General features: G+C 71.3%; 16 protein-coding genes and 2 pseudogenes. 2 read left to right on the top strand and 16 right to left on the bottom strand.

What is annotated here, in order from left to right; genetic code table 11:
* Positions 1 to 29 precede the first annotated feature (29 nt).
* On the top strand, positions 30 to 515 hold the full coding sequence (locus AE652_RS46235) for a hypothetical protein (protein WP_049650390.1): 486 nt from the start codon (positions 30 to 32) through the stop codon (positions 513 to 515).
* Positions 516 to 887: 372 nt separating this feature from the next.
* On the opposite strand, the gene AE652_RS07500 is transcribed toward AE652_RS46235, so the two are convergent.
* The 16 genes and pseudogenes from AE652_RS07500 to proS all read right to left on the bottom strand — a co-directional run bounded on the left by AE652_RS07500 (position 888) and on the right by proS (position 13,333).
* Entirely contained in the window at positions 888 to 1,436 is a 549-nt protein-coding gene (locus tag AE652_RS07500) for a hypothetical protein (RefSeq protein ID WP_049650391.1), read from the bottom strand.
* A 143-nt stretch (positions 1,437 to 1,579) separates the two neighbouring features.
* Positions 1,580 to 1,741: pseudogene (locus tag AE652_RS44900) on the bottom strand (magnesium chelatase domain-containing protein); the annotation flags it as partial.
* A gap of 1 nt (position 1,742) precedes the next feature.
* Entirely contained in the window at positions 1,743 to 2,246 is a 504-nt protein-coding gene (locus AE652_RS07510) for a YraN family protein (RefSeq protein WP_079271927.1), read from the bottom strand.
* A 168-nt stretch (positions 2,247 to 2,414) separates the two neighbouring features.
* Positions 2,415 to 2,741 (bottom strand): DUF2469 domain-containing protein, encoded by a 327-nt coding sequence (locus AE652_RS07515; RefSeq protein ID WP_030056781.1) that lies wholly within the window; start codon positions 2,739 to 2,741, stop codon positions 2,415 to 2,417.
* Between the two features lie 55 nt (positions 2,742 to 2,796).
* Positions 2,797 to 3,270: an NUDIX hydrolase gene (locus AE652_RS07520; protein WP_049650392.1), complete on the bottom strand. Its 474-nt coding sequence runs from the start codon at positions 3,268 to 3,270 to the stop codon at positions 2,797 to 2,799.
* 112 nt (positions 3,271 to 3,382) lie between these two features.
* On the bottom strand, positions 3,383 to 4,135 hold the full coding sequence (gene lepB, locus AE652_RS07525) for a signal peptidase I (RefSeq protein ID WP_082345436.1): 753 nt from the start codon (positions 4,133 to 4,135) through the stop codon (positions 3,383 to 3,385).
* Between the two features lie 160 nt (positions 4,136 to 4,295).
* The gene (lepB, locus tag AE652_RS07530) at positions 4,296 to 5,303 is read right to left on the bottom strand and encodes a signal peptidase I (RefSeq protein ID WP_049650393.1); all 1,008 of its coding nucleotides are present in this window, start codon (positions 5,301 to 5,303) and stop codon (positions 4,296 to 4,298) included.
* 242 nt (positions 5,304 to 5,545) lie between these two features.
* On the bottom strand, positions 5,546 to 6,559 hold the full coding sequence (gene lepB / locus AE652_RS07535) for a signal peptidase I (RefSeq protein WP_049650394.1): 1,014 nt from the start codon (positions 6,557 to 6,559) through the stop codon (positions 5,546 to 5,548).
* On the bottom strand, positions 6,543 to 7,451 hold the full coding sequence (gene lepB, locus AE652_RS07540; protein ID WP_049650395.1) for a signal peptidase I: 909 nt from the start codon (positions 7,449 to 7,451) through the stop codon (positions 6,543 to 6,545). Before lepB (AE652_RS07540) ends, lepB (AE652_RS07535) begins: the two co-directional genes overlap by 17 nt.
* Positions 7,452 to 7,529: 78 nt before the next feature.
* The gene (rplS, locus tag AE652_RS07545) at positions 7,530 to 7,880 is read right to left on the bottom strand and encodes a 50S ribosomal protein L19 (protein ID WP_030306736.1); all 351 of its coding nucleotides are present in this window, start codon (positions 7,878 to 7,880) and stop codon (positions 7,530 to 7,532) included.
* 154 nt (positions 7,881 to 8,034) lie between these two features.
* Complete coding sequence (gene trmD / locus AE652_RS07550) at positions 8,035 to 8,853, bottom strand: tRNA (guanosine(37)-N1)-methyltransferase TrmD (RefSeq protein WP_049650406.1); 819 nt, start codon at positions 8,851 to 8,853, stop codon at positions 8,035 to 8,037.
* Positions 8,854 to 9,005: 152 nt separating this feature from the next.
* On the bottom strand, positions 9,006 to 9,578 hold the full coding sequence (gene rimM, locus AE652_RS07555; protein ID WP_049650396.1) for a ribosome maturation factor RimM: 573 nt from the start codon (positions 9,576 to 9,578) through the stop codon (positions 9,006 to 9,008).
* A 172-nt stretch (positions 9,579 to 9,750) separates the two neighbouring features.
* Positions 9,751 to 9,990, bottom strand: a complete 240-nt coding sequence (locus AE652_RS07560) for an RNA-binding protein (RefSeq protein ID WP_030056773.1) — start codon at positions 9,988 to 9,990, stop codon at positions 9,751 to 9,753.
* Positions 9,991 to 9,992: 2 nt separating this feature from the next.
* A complete protein-coding gene (gene rpsP / locus AE652_RS07565) occupies positions 9,993 to 10,421 on the bottom strand; it encodes a 30S ribosomal protein S16 (RefSeq protein ID WP_049650397.1) in 429 nt (142 codons plus the stop codon).
* A 476-nt stretch (positions 10,422 to 10,897) separates the two neighbouring features.
* Positions 10,898 to 11,476 (bottom strand): hypothetical protein, encoded by a 579-nt coding sequence (locus AE652_RS07570; protein ID WP_049650398.1) that lies wholly within the window; start codon positions 11,474 to 11,476, stop codon positions 10,898 to 10,900.
* Positions 11,477 to 11,920: 444 nt separating this feature from the next.
* Positions 11,921 to 13,333, bottom strand: coding sequence for a proline--tRNA ligase (gene proS / locus AE652_RS07575; RefSeq protein WP_049650399.1), 1,413 nt, complete (start codon positions 13,331 to 13,333; stop codon positions 11,921 to 11,923).
* A gap of 189 nt (positions 13,334 to 13,522) precedes the next feature.
* On the opposite strand from proS, the pseudogene AE652_RS43020 reads away from it, so the two are divergent.
* Positions 13,523 to 13,825 (top strand): annotated as a pseudogene (locus AE652_RS43020) (methyltransferase type 11); the annotation flags it as partial.

Here is a 13,825-nt window from a genome sequence, read left to right on the forward strand (position 1 = left end):
CCCGAAAGAGGAGATCAAGGAGGAGCACCATGAGTGACACCCTCACCAGGTCGCGCGGCGCCGAGCTGCTGGCCGGCGAGTTCTCCGAGTTCGCGGCCGACCTGGCCGCCGACGTCGCCAAGGAGAACCCCGACTTCAGCGACGACTACATCGGCCTGCTGGTGACGGCCTGGGCCGACTGGGCGACCATCGTCGCCGACGACCCGCTGGCCGGTCACGCGCTCACCGTCGACATGGACGAGGTCTGGCACGCCGCCCTGCGGCGCACCCGCAAGAACTTCGCCTTCATGTCCCGCCTGACCGGCGGCCGGTTCATCCACCACGAGCCCGCCGACAACTACGGCACCCCCGACAAGGTCCGCGACACCGTCGCCGCCCTGATCGCGGCCGGCTACGGCGCCGCCCCGGAGGTCTACTCGGCGGCCGACGCGGCGGGCTGCAGCGGCTCGGACTGCCGCCCGGCCGCCCCCTGTCCCGGCGGCGACGTCGCCCCGGCGTTCGAGCTGAGCGCCTGACCCCACCCCGCGCGAGTGCCCCCGAGCCGTCCGGACGGCTCGGGGGCACCACAGCCAGGCACCTACGACCCTGGCGCGGAGAGGCACGTTTCCAGTTTCGGCGGGTTTCCTATCCCTGGAAACCCGCCGAAACTGGAAACGTTTCCTTGATCGGATTCGACCCAGCGGGTCCGGCCTCGGGTCCCCGCACCAGCGGGCACCTGCTGGCCCTACACTCGTTCTGAAAGCCCCGGTGGACCGCTGGCCTCGGCCATGTCGCCGGGGCTAAGCCATGCCCGGCTCAGGGCCCGCCCGATGTGTTGCTGAGGCCCTGCTGGCCCCGTTCCCTTTAATGACGCGCGTGATCCATTAAAGGGAACGCAGGAGCCGGACTCATGGGCACTGGGCAGCGCCGAGGGAAGGGATGCCCGCGAGCAGTGCTCCGGCCGTGATCAGCAGGACGCCCCAGACCTGGAGCCGGAGACCACCGATGGCCAGCTCGCGAGTGGTCCTGGCGAGCCTCGCAGAGTGGTCGGCGAGCTCGGACCGCATGCGCTCGTGCTCGATCCGGTTGTCTTCCCGCTGCAAGTCGACGACGGCCGCAAGGTCCGCAAGCCCCTTCGCCAGCGCGGCGAGCTCGGCGGGCACCGGCGCCCGGGTGACCTTCAACCCAAGCGCCGCGTCGACGGCGACGGCCGCATCCTCTGCATGCACGAGCCGGTGGACAGGCCTTCGAAGCAACCGGAACACGATCAGCTTCACCCGAGCCCCGGCGGCAACCGCACGATCACGCACCCAATGGGCCATTCGAATGACCGGCGCCCAGAAAGGCTCCGAGCCGTGATGCCTACGCCACGTCATCGAAAACCCGAACAATGCCAGGGAGGCTCCCGCCACCTGGAATACCAAGCCAAGCAGCACCAGCCACTGCGAAGAGGTCATTCACCCACGCTACGGAGCACGCCTTCGGCCCCTGGGGACCCACGCTGCGAGACCACCGCTGCCCATCTGGGAGTGAGCCGGGACCTCGGCGTCTCCTCACGGCTCGCCGGCCAGAATCTCAACACGTTGAACTTGACAGGGAACACGACCGCGGCACGGACCCGGTCGCGGGCCTCGGTGAGCGCCTTGTCGGGCAGGCCGACCAGGGTGAACGCGGCCACCCCGGGCTCCAGATCGGCCTGGACCTCGACGATCACTCCGTCGACGCCGACCAGCGCGACGGAACAGGTACGGGCGAAGGCCATCTCAGACCACCCCCCGCAGGTGGTCGACCAGGGCCGCACCCCGCGCCCGGTTGACCACCGCGACCAGGTCGATCCGCACCCCGCCCGGTGGGGCGGGAGGCCACTGCGGATCGGTGGGCCCCGGGTCGTAGCCGGGGCCGGCCAGCCGGGCGAAGTGATCGGGCCAGCGCTCGGCCATCCAGCGCTCGGCCAGGCGTTGCAGCCGGGCGGCCTTGGCCCGGTCGATGGCCTCGGTGGGCTGCTGGAAACCCCGCTCGGAGCGGGTCTTCACCTCGCAGACCGCCACGGTGTCGCCGTCGAGGGCGACGATGTCCAGCTCGCCCTCGGCGCAGCGCCAGTTGAGGTCCAGGATGCGGAGCCCGGCTTCCGCGAGGCGGCGGGCGGCGACCCGCTCCCCGTACCGGCCGAGCCCGTTCCTGGTGCTGCGGTCCGGGATCGCCCGCGGGGCCTTCCCGGCTGCGGCCGTGTCCGGTACGGCCTGGTCCTGCACGACGGTGTGCTGCATGGTGACCACCTCCGCCGAGGAGGCTGCCCCAACGCGCACGGCGAGGCCCGGGAATTCCCGTTCCCTGTGGATAACTCGGACCTGTGGACAACTCCTGTCACCCGCAGGGGTGAGAAGCCCCGTTCCCGCGAAATTCGGCTGGACAACGCGGGACGGAGTCGTCCAACGTCAGTTCCCGAAGCCGGACTCGTCCGAGGGCAGCTCCAGATCGCTCTTCGCGAGTTCCTCGATGTTCACGTCCTTGAAGGTCAGCACCCGGACCTTGCGGACGAACCGGGCCGGCCGGTACATGTCCCAGACCCACGCATCCGCCATCGACACCTCGAAGAACACCTCGCCCTGGACCGAGTGCACCTGCAGCTCGTAGTCGTTGGTGAGGTAGAACCGTCGTTCGGTCTCGATCACGTACTTGAACAGGCCGACGACGTCCCGGTACTCCCGGTAGAGCTTGAGCTCCATCTCGGTCTCGTACTTCTCGAGATCTTCGGCACTCATCCAGGCGTCCCCTCAACTTGTCACGTCCACCCATTGTGGACCACCGCACCCACGGTCAGAGCCGTACCGGATCCACCGGCGGGCCCTCGACCAGCAGCCGCTCCAGGAAGTCCGCCAGACCGACCGGATAGACCGTCTCGGCGGTCCCCCTCAGTTCCTCGACCGTCCACCAACGCGCCGCGAGCAACTGGGCGTGCTCGTCGGCGCCCATGCCCGAGTGGTCCAGCACCGTCTCCGTGGTCCGGGCCAGGTGGAACCACTGCTCCTGCTCGTAGCGCTGTCCCTGAAAGGAGAACGACACCGTGCCGTACGCCACCAAGGGCCCCAGGTCCACACCCCGCAGGCCGGTCTCCTCGGCGAGCTCCCGCTCGGCGGCCTCCCGCACGTCCTCCCCCGCCTCCAAGCCTCCCCCGGGCGTGAACCACCACGTCTCCCCCGGAGTGGCCGGGTCGGCCCCCAGGAAGAGGAGGATGCGGTCCAGCCCGTCCAGCAGCAGGATCCGCGCCGCTCTGCGGCGCCGTGCTGTCATGGCGGCGCTCCACGCTCCTTCCGTTCGCATCGGTGGCGCTACCGATCCTGCCACCCGGCGCGGTCGTCCGGGGCGATGTTCGGCAGAGCGGCCCGCGGGGCGACGGCCCCGCTCAGGAGCTGCGCCCCCGGAGCCGGCGGGCCAGACCCGCCGCCCCGCCCACCGCCGAAGTCACCAGGATCAGCGCCGCGCCCGCGACGGCGGCGTAGGCGGAGGGCTCCAGCGGCCCCGGCTGCGAGGCCTTCGGGCCCGCGAAGCCGTCGAAGTCCGTGACCCGGTCGAGCAGGCCCGTCCGGCCGAAGGGCAGCACGGTGGCCTCGACCCTCGCCTCGACGGCCTCGGCCGGGACGGTCCCGCCGTCCACCTCCAGGTGGGTGCGGGAGTCCAGCGAGCCCACCCGGTTGTCGCCGAGCAGGAACAGCCGGCCCTGCGGCACCGTCACGCTGAACGGCTGGCCCTGGCCGCCCTGCGTCGCGAGGTAGGGCTCGTCCACCGGCTGCCCGTCGACTGTCAGCCGGTGATCGGCCCCGCTGGTGGCGACGGTGTCCCCGCCGACCGCGACCACCCGCTTGACCATGAGCTCGCCGCCCCAGGCCTGGTCCCGGAAGACCACCACGTCGCCCCGCCCGATGTCGCCGCCGCCGACCTTGCGGGCGAGCACGGTGTCCCCGACGCGCAGCGTCGGGTGCATCGAGGCGGTGGGGATCTTGTACGGCCGGTAGTCGATCGCGATCAGCGCGAAGCCGCCGACCATCAGCACCAGCCCGAGTGCCAGGGCGACGCCCTGCAGCACCGCGGCGGGCCGACGGCCCGCACGGGCGGGCGCGGTCGGGTGGTCGGCCGTCTGCTCCACGACACTGCTCATCGACACCGTCCACCTCTGGCCGACCGGAGAACACCACTGGCACGCCGGAGGCACGGGCGGAAACGCCGGCGGGCCGTGGCACGTCCGAGCAGATTACTCGTCGGTACCACGGCCCGCGCAAGAGCCGGGGCCAACCCGGCGGAACACGATCCGGTGGAGCTCAGGACTCCTTGCGGCTCTCCGCCCGGCCACGCACCCGCCGCACCAGCGGGAGCAGGGCAACGGCCCCCACCGCACCGGCCACGGGGGGCGCCATCGGCGCGGCCGCCGCCAGGCCCTTCTGGTCGAAGGTGTCCGGCACCGGCAGCGTCGACCAGTGGCCGACCGGCCAGGCCACCACGAAGGCACGCCCGATCACGTTGTCCACCGGGACGGTGCCGCCGCCCGGCTGGTCCATGTGGAAGCGGGAGTCCAGCGAGTTGGCACGGTGGTCGCCCATGACCCAGATCCGGTCCTTGGGCACCTTGACCGGGCCGAACGGGTGGTCGCCGCACGGGGTGTTGCCCTGGTAGACGTACGGCTCGTTGAGCGCGACGCCGTTGACCTTGACCGGCCCCTCGCCCTCGCACTCGACGGTGTCCCCGCCGACCGCGATGACCCGCTTGATCAGGTCCTTCTCGTTGGCGGAGGGCATCAGGCCGACGAAGCTGAGCACGTCCTGCACACCGCGGAGGAAAGAGTTGCTGCTCTGCTGGGTCGGCTCGTCGCTCAGCCAGCCGCCCGGGTCGTGGAACACCACGACCTCACCGCGCTCGGGTTCGGCCCCGAACCACGGGGTCAGCTTGTCGACCAGGACGCGGTCGCCGACCTGCAGCGTGTTCTGCATCGATTCCGACGGAATGGAGAACGCCTGGACGAAGAACGTCTTGATCACCAGCGCGAGGATGAGCGCGATGCCGACCAGGATCGGCAGTTCCTTCCAGAACGAGCGCTGCTTGCGCGGCTTGGACGGAGCCTCCGACTCCGAGCCGTCCGCGGGCTCGGCCTCCGCGTGCTGGGAGCCCGGGGAGTCATCCGACCCGGCACCGCCCTGCCCGTCGGCGGTCTGCGCCGCCGCGTCCTCGACCGAGGCCGAGGAGGCCGCGGACTCGGTGGACCGGTCCGCCCGACGGCCTGGGCCCTCGGGCTCTCCGGCGCCTGATCGGGCGCCGATCACCAAATCCCCCACAACGTCTCCTCCCTGCTGTGCGGACGCCCGCGCGCCCGCGCTCAGAGTGCCGCACAGCGGGCACCACGCTCACCACGACCATGAACGCCTCAGGGCTGCCCACCGCGGACTCCCCTGACACCAGCACAGCCTCGGCCCGCGACCGGGACCACTCCCGGCCGCACCTGCACTTCTCTATCACTCCAAGGCATCCGGCTCGCGGTCCCACACGCGAGGCCCGTCCGGTCGGCGGCCGGTGCGGCTCACTCCGGAGGCCGCCCCGACCGGCGAACGACGAGCGGAAGGATGCCCAACACCCCCATAACGAGCGGCGGTTCCGCAGGAACCGGCCCAACGCCCACCGATCCCGCGGCAGTTCCGCCGGCCTGCGGCATCCGGGCGAGAGAGGAGAGTGAACCGGGCGCATCGAGTTGATGGAAGCGGTCCAGCGGCCAGGCGGTCACGAACGCGCGACCGACCACGCCGCTCAGCGGGATCGTCCCCTGTCCCGGATTGCCCATGTGGAAACGGGAGTCGGCGGAGACGTCCCGGTGGTCACCCATGACCCACAGCCGCCCCTGCGGCACCTGGATCCTGAAGGCCTGCCGGGACGGCGGGTTGCCGGGAGCGAGGTAGGACTCCTCCACCGGGTGGCCGTTGACGCTGAGGCGCCCCTGCGCGTCGCAGCACTCGACGGTGTCCCCGCCGACGCCGATCACCCGCTTGATCAGGTCCTGCTCGTTGTCGGAGGGCAGCAGTCCGACGAAGGTCAGCACCTGCTTGGCCGCACCCAGCACCGGGCCGTCCTCGGACGGCTTGCGGTCGCGCTCCAGCCAGCCGCCCGGGTCCTTGAACACCACGATGTCGCCGCGCTGCGGCTCACTGCCGAACCAGGGGGTCAGCTTGTCCACCAGTACCCGGTCCCCGATCAGGATGGTCTGCTCCATCGAACCCGAGGGGATCACGAACACCTGGACCAGGAAGGTCTTCATCACCAGCGCCACCAGCAGGGCCACCAGGACGATCATGGGCACTTCGCGGACCAGCGAGCGCTTGCGCCGACGGGCGGCCTTGCGGGCACTGCGACGGCGCTCGGCCCGGCCGCGCGCCGACGGGGCCCCGGCCGGTCCACGGCCTGCCGCACCGTCCTCCCCCGGTCCCCCGGGCACCGGACCGGCCGTAGCCGGACCCCCTGCGGCCGGTCCCCCCGCAGTCGGGCCAGTCGGGCCTCCGGCAGCCGGGCGGTCGTCGAGCCGCCCCCTACCCCTGGTCCCCATGACCGCCTGTCCCCGCAGTCGCGGCGAAGGCCGCGGGCCGGTCCAGGCTGGTCCAGCGCGAGAACGGGTAGACCACCCAGTCCGCCCGGCCGATCACCTTCTTCTCGGGCACGAAGCCGCCACCGGGATCGCCGAGGTGGTCGCGGGAGTCCCGGGAGGCGCTGCGGTGGTCGCCCATCACCCACAGCTTGCCGGCCGGCACGACGATGTCGAAGGCCACGCTCGACGGGTCGTCGCCCGGGGACAGGTAGGAGGTCTCGTCGATCGGCACGCCGTTGACGGTGATCGGCGCGCCCGGCCCGGTGCTGGTCACCCGGTCCCCGCCGACGCCGATCACGCGCTTGACGTAGACGGTGTCCCCGGCCGGGGCCAGCCCGAGGTCCTGGGCGAACGAGCGCAGGCCGTCCCAGAACGTGGGCTGCTTCGCCGACTCGCGGAGGAAGGAACCCCTCCCGTCGAAGACCACGACGTCGCCCCGCTGGGGATGGCCGCCGAAGGCGTAGGCGAGCTGGTACGCGACCAGCCGGTCGCCGGGGCGCAGGGTCTCCTCCATCGACCCGGAGGGCACCGAGAAGGGACGCGCGACGAAGGCGTTCACCAGCAGCAGGGCCGTCAGGCAGATCCCGACCAACAGCAGCAGGTCCCGCGAACGCGAGCGCCCGGGCTCCTCGTCCTGCTCCGACTCGTCCGACTCGTCCGAGCCGTCGCCGCCGGAGCCGCCGGTCCGCTCCGGGCTCTCGGCCTGCTCCAGTACCTCAGCGTGTTCAGGCCCGTCGGCGCGCTCCGCGCCGACGACGCCACCCCCGGAAACGACCGCGGACCGCGACAGCGAGTCCGCACCGGTGGGTGCGGGACTGCCGTCGCGGTCCGCGGGTGGTTCGTGCGTGCTCATCGGGGGGTGAGCTTACCTTGCGGCCACTCGGCCCCCTCAGAGCGTTCCGATCCCCCGGCAAGGCCGGGGGCCGGTGGATCAGCGGTCGCGCTTCTCCTTGATCTTCGCGGCCTTGCCGCGGAGGTCACGCAGGTAGTACAGCTTGGCGCGGCGAACCGCACCGCGGGTCACGACCTCGATCTTCTCGACGACCGGGGTGTGCACCGGGAAGGTGCGCTCCACGCCGACGTTGAAGCTGACCTTGCGAACGGTGAAGGTCTCACCGATGCCGGCGCCGTGGCGGCGGATGACGACGCCCTGGAAGACCTGGACACGGGAGCGGTTGCCCTCGATGACCCGGACGTGAACCTTCAGGGTGTCACCGGCGCGGAAGGCCGGGATGTCGCTACGCAGCGAGGCCGCGTCGACAGCAGCGAGCTTGTTGCTCATGTTGCTCTCCATCGCAGGCGCCACGGGCCGCCCACGGAAAATCGTCACAATGGGGTTCGCTGCGGGCCGCATCGGCTGACGGCGATCCCCCCGTGGCGAGGGCGCCGGTCCACGTGTCCCCTACAGGAGGGAACCAGCGACAGACAGCAGCCGCCTATTCTTCCACATCAACGGCCGTGGACCGAAATCGGCCGAGCCGCTCGTCCCAGGCCAGGCCGAGGATGCTCAGCGCCTCGCGCTCCTTCTTGTCGAAGGCGCCGTACTGCCAGCGCTCGACCAGGTCGGGCCGGTTCGCCAGGGTCCGGGCGAAGGCCTGCTCGCGGCGCCAGCGGGCGATCTTGCCGTGGTTGCCGCTGAGCAGCACGTCCGGCACCGCACGGCCGCGCCACTCGGCGGGCTTGGTGTAGACCGGGCCCTCCAGCAGGTCGGCCATCGCGCCCGGCGCGAAGGAGTCGTCGCGGTGGGACTCGGCGTTGCCGAGCACTCCGGGTAGCAGTCGGGCGATCGCCTCGACCATCACCAGCACGGCGACCTCGCCGCCGGCCAGCACGTAGTCGCCGATCGAGGCCTCGACCACCGGCATCCGGGTGGCGGCTTCCTCGATCACCCGGCGGTCGATGCCCTCGTACCGGGCGGGGGTGAAGGCCAGCCAGGGGCGCCCGGCCAGTTCCTGGGCGAGCTCCTGGGTGAACGGGCGCCCGCTCGGGGTCGGCACGACCAGGGTGGGCACCTGGCCCTCGGGGCCGCCGGCGACCACCGCGTCCAGCGCCTCGCCCCACGGCTCGGGCTTCATCACCATGCCGGGGCCGCCGCCGTACGGGCTGTCGTCGACCGTGCGGTGCACGTCGTGGGTCCATCCGCGCAGGTCGTGGACGTGCACGTCCAGCTGCCCGCGGGCGCGGGCCTTGCCGACCAGCGAGACGTCCAGCGGCTCCAGGTACTCCGGGAAGATCGTGACGACGTCGATCCGCATGCCGCTCTGCACCCCGCCGGACACCGCACCGCCGGGCGCCGCACCAGTCGACACCGCGCCGCTCGACGCCGCATCGGCGCCAACCCCGACACCGACCCCGGCACCGACCCCGGCACCGACCTCGACACCCGCCCCGGCGCGCTCCTCGACGGTCACTCCGACTCCTCCGAGTCCTCGCCGCGCTCGGCCGAGGAGGCCCCCGCGACCTCAGCCTGCTCCATGTCGATCAGCCCGGGCGGCGGGGTGATCACGGCGCGCTGGTTCTCCAGGTCGATGGTCGGCACGATCTGGCTGACGAAGGGCACCAGCACCTCCGTCCCGTCGGCCTTCTTGACCGTGAGCAGGTCCTGGTAGGGCAGGTGGACGATCTCGGTCAGCTCGCCGACCGGGGTGCCGTCCAGCAGCACCACGTCCAGGCCGATCAGCTGGTGGTCGTAGTACTCCTCCGGGTCCTCGGGGCTCTCCTCCGGGTCGACCTCGGAGATGAGCACGGTGCCGCGGAGGGCCTCGGCCGCGTTGCGGTCCTTGACGCCGGCGAAGCGCAGCAGCAGCCGGCCGCTGTGCACCCGGCCGGACTCGACGGTCAGCGGTCCGGTCGACGCGGGGTCGGTGAGCAGGACGGCACCGGGGCCGAGCCGGAGTTCCGGCTCGTCGGTGCGGACCTCGACACTGACGTCCCCCCTGATGCCGTGGGCACGGCCGATCTTGCCGACGACGAGCTGCACGGTGATCGTTCTCCTGGAGTTCCTGAGCCGCAACGAAAAGCGACGGGCTGCGAAGCGACGGACTGCTAAGCCATGAAGCGACGGAAATGCTGACGGAAATGCGAAAGGCCGACCGGGACGACATGCGTCCCGGTCGGCCTCACAAGCCCTGACGGCTGAACGAGCAGCGGCGTCAGCGAATGTTGTCCACGTCGACCAGGTCGACCCGGACGTTGCGACCGCCGAGGGCGCCGACCACGGTGCGCAGAGCGCGCGCCGTACGGCCGCCCCGGCCGATCACCTTGCCGAGGTCATCGGGGTGCACTCGCACCTCGATGGTGTTCCCCCGACGCAGGTTGCGCGAGCGCACCTGCACCTCGTCGGGGTGCTCGACGATGCCCTTCACCAGGTGGTCGAGGGCGTCCTCGATCACGATCAGGCCTCGGCGGCGGCGTCGGACTCGGCCTCGGCCTTGTCCGACTTCTTGGCCTTCGGGGTGATGGCGACACCGGTGGTGGCGTCCTCGAAGCCGGCGACGGCCTTCGCGAACAGGTGCGAGAAGTCCTCGACCTTCGGCTCGGCAACGAGCAGCGGAGCCGGAGCCGGCAGGCCCTTGAACTTCTGCCAGTCGCCGGTCAGCTTCAGGATGGCGAGCACCGGCTCGGTCGGCTGGGCGCCGACGGACAGCCAGTACTGGGCGCGGTCGCTGTCGACCTCGATCTTCGAGGGGTTGTAGGTCGGCTGGTAGATGCCGATCTCCTCGATCGCGCGACCGTCACGCTTGGTGCGGGCGTCGGCGACGACGATGCGGTAGTGCGGGGAGCGAATCTTGCCGAGACGCTTCAGCTTGATCTTGACTGCCACGGGAGTGGATTCTCCTGGTGTTGACGTGGGTGAGCGGGCTCGCCGTCGCGTGGGGTTGCGGGGCGGACCGTTCAAGGGACACGCCAGCCGTAGGAGAGAGGGGTCCTGCTCGGCTGCCGAGTACTCAGCTGTCCATTCTGCCACATCGGCGAGAACCGCCTGTACGCGGGACCGGGCTCCCGGTCAGGGCTCGACCGGGAGCCCCCGCTCCCGGTCCAACCCGAAGACATCACCGCTGTCCTGCTGTACCGCTCGTTCCGTACTGCTCGTACGGCCTGTACCGCCTGTACTGCCTGGTACTGCTACCGCCTGTCACCGCTCACTCGGCGCTGCCGCCGCTGCCGGTACCGCCGGCCCCGCGTGCACCGCCCGTACCGCTCCACCCCGCTCCGCGCCGCCCATCCGGCCGGACCGCTGCCCGCACAGCAGCCCGTCGGGACGTCGACCGCTCAAGCGACGTGAGCGGCGTGAGCGACTTAAGCGATCTTGAACGGCTGCTGGCACGCGCCGCAGACGATGGACGCCTGCGCGAGCACCGAGGGAACGACCCGGACGTTGCGCCCGCACCCGCAGACCGCCTTGACCCGCACGCCGCCCCCGGAGGAGCCGTGCCGGGCCGCCGGACCGCGGAAGGCGCGCGTCGCGCCGTCGCCGGCCACCGCCTCCTGGTGCGCCCCGAGGGCACGGTCCAGGCGTTCGATGGTCTCGGCGTACCGCTCCTGGGTCTCCTTGAGCATGGTCACCTGGGAGAAGCCGCTGCTCGCGTGCGGCTCGACCGGGTGCGCCAGGCCCAGCTCGGAAGCGAGCATCAGGAAGCGCCGGTTGTGGTAGCGGCCGGCGCGCGAGGTGTCCCGGATGTCCCGGGCCGCGGCCAGACCGTGGGCGGCCTCGTGGAGGAGGCGCTCGAAACCGAGCCGCGTCCCGCAGGCCGAGGAGGACTCGCCGATCAGGGCCTCGGGCGAGGCCAGATCGGGAAGGTCCTGGTGGTAGGCCTGGATGTCACTCCAGGCGGCGGCCAGTTCGGCCGCGAGAACGAGGGGCTGTGTCGTGCTCACGCTAGACCAACGATGGAGTGCGAGCCGATGTTCCGCATGTTCTCGTTCCCGGGGAATTCACAGGGAACTCCCAGGAATGCGAGGCCGCGCGCGAATTGCGCGTTCCGGATCTGACGCAAGACCAACCCCCTGCCGGTTTGGGCCCGTCGCAACGTCGGCGGGCCTGATGAATTCCGTCCGGGGGGCGGGCTGTCGCCACCCAGGACGTACGGCCCGTGGGCCTGCCGGATTGACAGGGCCACGGGCCGTACACCGTACCGCTATTCGGTTAATACCGGGAGTTGACCGGCCAGTAGGGATGTCCCCCGCGGGGACGCACCGGAACAGTTACCGGATTCTTACCCATCCGCATTCCGGGCAAATGTCGCCGGTGCCGGTCATTACCCGTGGGCGACCGGCGTCCAGCGGACATCCACCGGACATCCACCGAACACCGAACGGATGTCAGTACGCCCGGGCGACGAGCGCGACATTGCCTTCCTGGTCGTCCGCCAGCGGCACCGAGCCGTCGGCCGCGACGATGCAGCGGACCGTGACGCCCTGCTCGGCCAGCTTGGCCTCGCCCTCCGCGCCGAGGTCGGCCCAGGAGATCCGGCCCCAGCCGGTCGCGGCGGCCTCGATGGCCTCGTCGATGGTCTTGACGTCGACCGTGCGGGACTCGCGGCGCTCGCGGGACTGGCGCAGCAGCAGCGCCTGGTCCTCCTCCAGCACGCCCGGGAGCAGCGCGGCCAGGGCGTCGATGGAGACCGGCTCCTTGCCGCCCGGGATGCGGCGGGCCAGCATCGCGGTGCCGTTCTCCAGGTCGCGCGGGCCGACCTCGATGCGCAGCGGGACGCCCTTGAGCTCCCAGTCGACGGCACGGCGGCCGAACGGGGTGTCGGTGCGGTCGTCGACCACGACCCGGATGCCGACGGCCTCCAGCTGGGCGCCGATCTCGCGGACCTTGGCGATGACCGCGTCGTCGCCCTTGATCGCGAGCACGACGGCCTGGACGGCGGCCAGGCGCGGGGGCACCCGCAGGCCGTTGTCGTCGCCGTGGGACATGATCAGGCCGCCGACCATGCGGGTCGAGACGCCCCAGGAGGTCTGCCAGACGTACTCGCGCTCGGCGCCCTGCAGCTGGTACGTGGTGTTGAACGCCTTGGCGAAGTTCTGGCCCAGCTCGTGGCTGGTGCCCATCTGCAGCGCCTTGCCGTCGCCCATCATGCCCTCGAGGGTGAGGGTGTTGATGGCGCCGGCGAAGCGCTCCTTGGCGGTCTTGCGGCCGAGCACGACGTCGATGCCGAGCACGTTCGTCATGAAGTCGCCGTAGACCTGGGTGTGGATCATCGAGGCGTACTCGCGGGCGTCCTCGTAGGTGGCGTGGGCGGTGTGGCCCTCCTGCCAGAGGAACTCGGTGGTGCGCAGGAAGACGCGCGGGCGGAGCTCCCAACGGACCACGTTGGCCCACTGGTTGATCAGCAGGGGCAGGTCGCGGTGGCTCTGCACCCACTTCGAGAAGTACTCGTTGATGATCGTCTCGGAGGTCGGCCGGACGACGACCGGCTCCTCCAGCTGCTTGCCGCCGCCGTGGGTGACCACCGCGAGCTCGGGGGCGAAGCCCTCGACGTGCTCGGCCTCCTTGGTCAGGTAGGACTGCGGGATGAACATCGGGAAGTAGGCGTTCTGCGCGCCGGCCTTCTTGATCCGCGCGTCCATCTCCTGCTGCATCCGCTCCCACAGGCCGTAGCCGTACGGTCGGATGACCATGGTGCCGCGCACCGGACCGTTGTCGGCCAGCTCGGCCTTGTTGATGAGGTCCTGGTACCAGCGCGGGAAGTCTTCCGCCTGAGGGGTGAGAACGGGTGCCTTAGCCATGGGGCGAATGGTACGGGGCCCGGGGCCCCGGTTTCGAATCGGTATCACCGGGCGGGGGCGCACCACCGCGACACGCGCGCACCACCCTGCACCCCTCTGGACGCCGGGCCCGACCCGCTGTTCGCTGGTGTGGGGCGGGACTTTGGGGGAGCCGTAGCAGCGCACCGAAGGACCGGATGGGAGGCCGCCATGGCTTCAGCTCGCACGACCGGCACGACCGGCACGACCGCACGACCGACGGGCGCACGCCCGCACCACCCGCGCGGGGCGGCCCGCCCCGCGCGGGCGCGCGACTGGGCGGAGATCCAGGAACGCATGCTGGTGCCGCTCTACGAGGCGGTCTACGACCGGCTGGAGGTCGGCCCGGCGAGCAGCGTGCTGGGCCTGGGCTGCCGCTCCGGGCTGGCCCTGCTGCTCGCGGCCGGCCGGGGCGCCCAGGTCGCCGGGCAGGAGCCGCGGGACGAGCTGCGCGAGCTGGCCCACGACCGCCGG

This window comes from Kitasatospora sp. MY 5-36 (assembly GCF_001182915.1).
Classification (GTDB): Bacteria; Actinomycetota; Actinomycetes; order Streptomycetales; family Streptomycetaceae; genus Kitasatospora.

Excerpts from the sequence above, each read along its gene's own strand:
- AE652_RS46235 (WP_049650390.1), top strand. The coding sequence starts at position 30 with ATGAGTGACACCCTCACCAGGTCGCGCGGCGCCGAGCTGCTGGCCGGC.
- AE652_RS07500 (WP_049650391.1), bottom strand. The coding sequence starts at position 1,436 with ATGACCTCTTCGCAGTGGCTGGTGCTGCTTGGCTTGGTATTCCAGGTG.
- AE652_RS07510 (WP_079271927.1), bottom strand. The coding sequence starts at position 2,246 with ATGCAGCACACCGTCGTGCAGGACCAGGCCGTACCGGACACGGCCGCA.
- AE652_RS07515 (WP_030056781.1), bottom strand. The coding sequence starts at position 2,741 with ATGAGTGCCGAAGATCTCGAGAAGTACGAGACCGAGATGGAGCTCAAG.
- AE652_RS07520 (WP_049650392.1), bottom strand. The coding sequence starts at position 3,270 with ATGACAGCACGGCGCCGCAGAGCGGCGCGGATCCTGCTGCTGGACGGG.
- lepB (WP_082345436.1), bottom strand. The coding sequence starts at position 4,135 with ATGAGCAGTGTCGTGGAGCAGACGGCCGACCACCCGACCGCGCCCGCC.
- lepB (WP_049650394.1), bottom strand. The coding sequence starts at position 6,559 with ATGGGGACCAGGGGTAGGGGGCGGCTCGACGACCGCCCGGCTGCCGGA.
- lepB (WP_049650395.1), bottom strand. The coding sequence starts at position 7,451 with ATGAGCACGCACGAACCACCCGCGGACCGCGACGGCAGTCCCGCACCC.
- rplS (WP_030306736.1), bottom strand. The coding sequence starts at position 7,880 with ATGAGCAACAAGCTCGCTGCTGTCGACGCGGCCTCGCTGCGTAGCGAC.
- trmD (WP_049650406.1), bottom strand. The coding sequence starts at position 8,853 with ATGCGGATCGACGTCGTCACGATCTTCCCGGAGTACCTGGAGCCGCTG.
- proS (WP_049650399.1), bottom strand. The coding sequence starts at position 13,333 with ATGGCTAAGGCACCCGTTCTCACCCCTCAGGCGGAAGACTTCCCGCGC.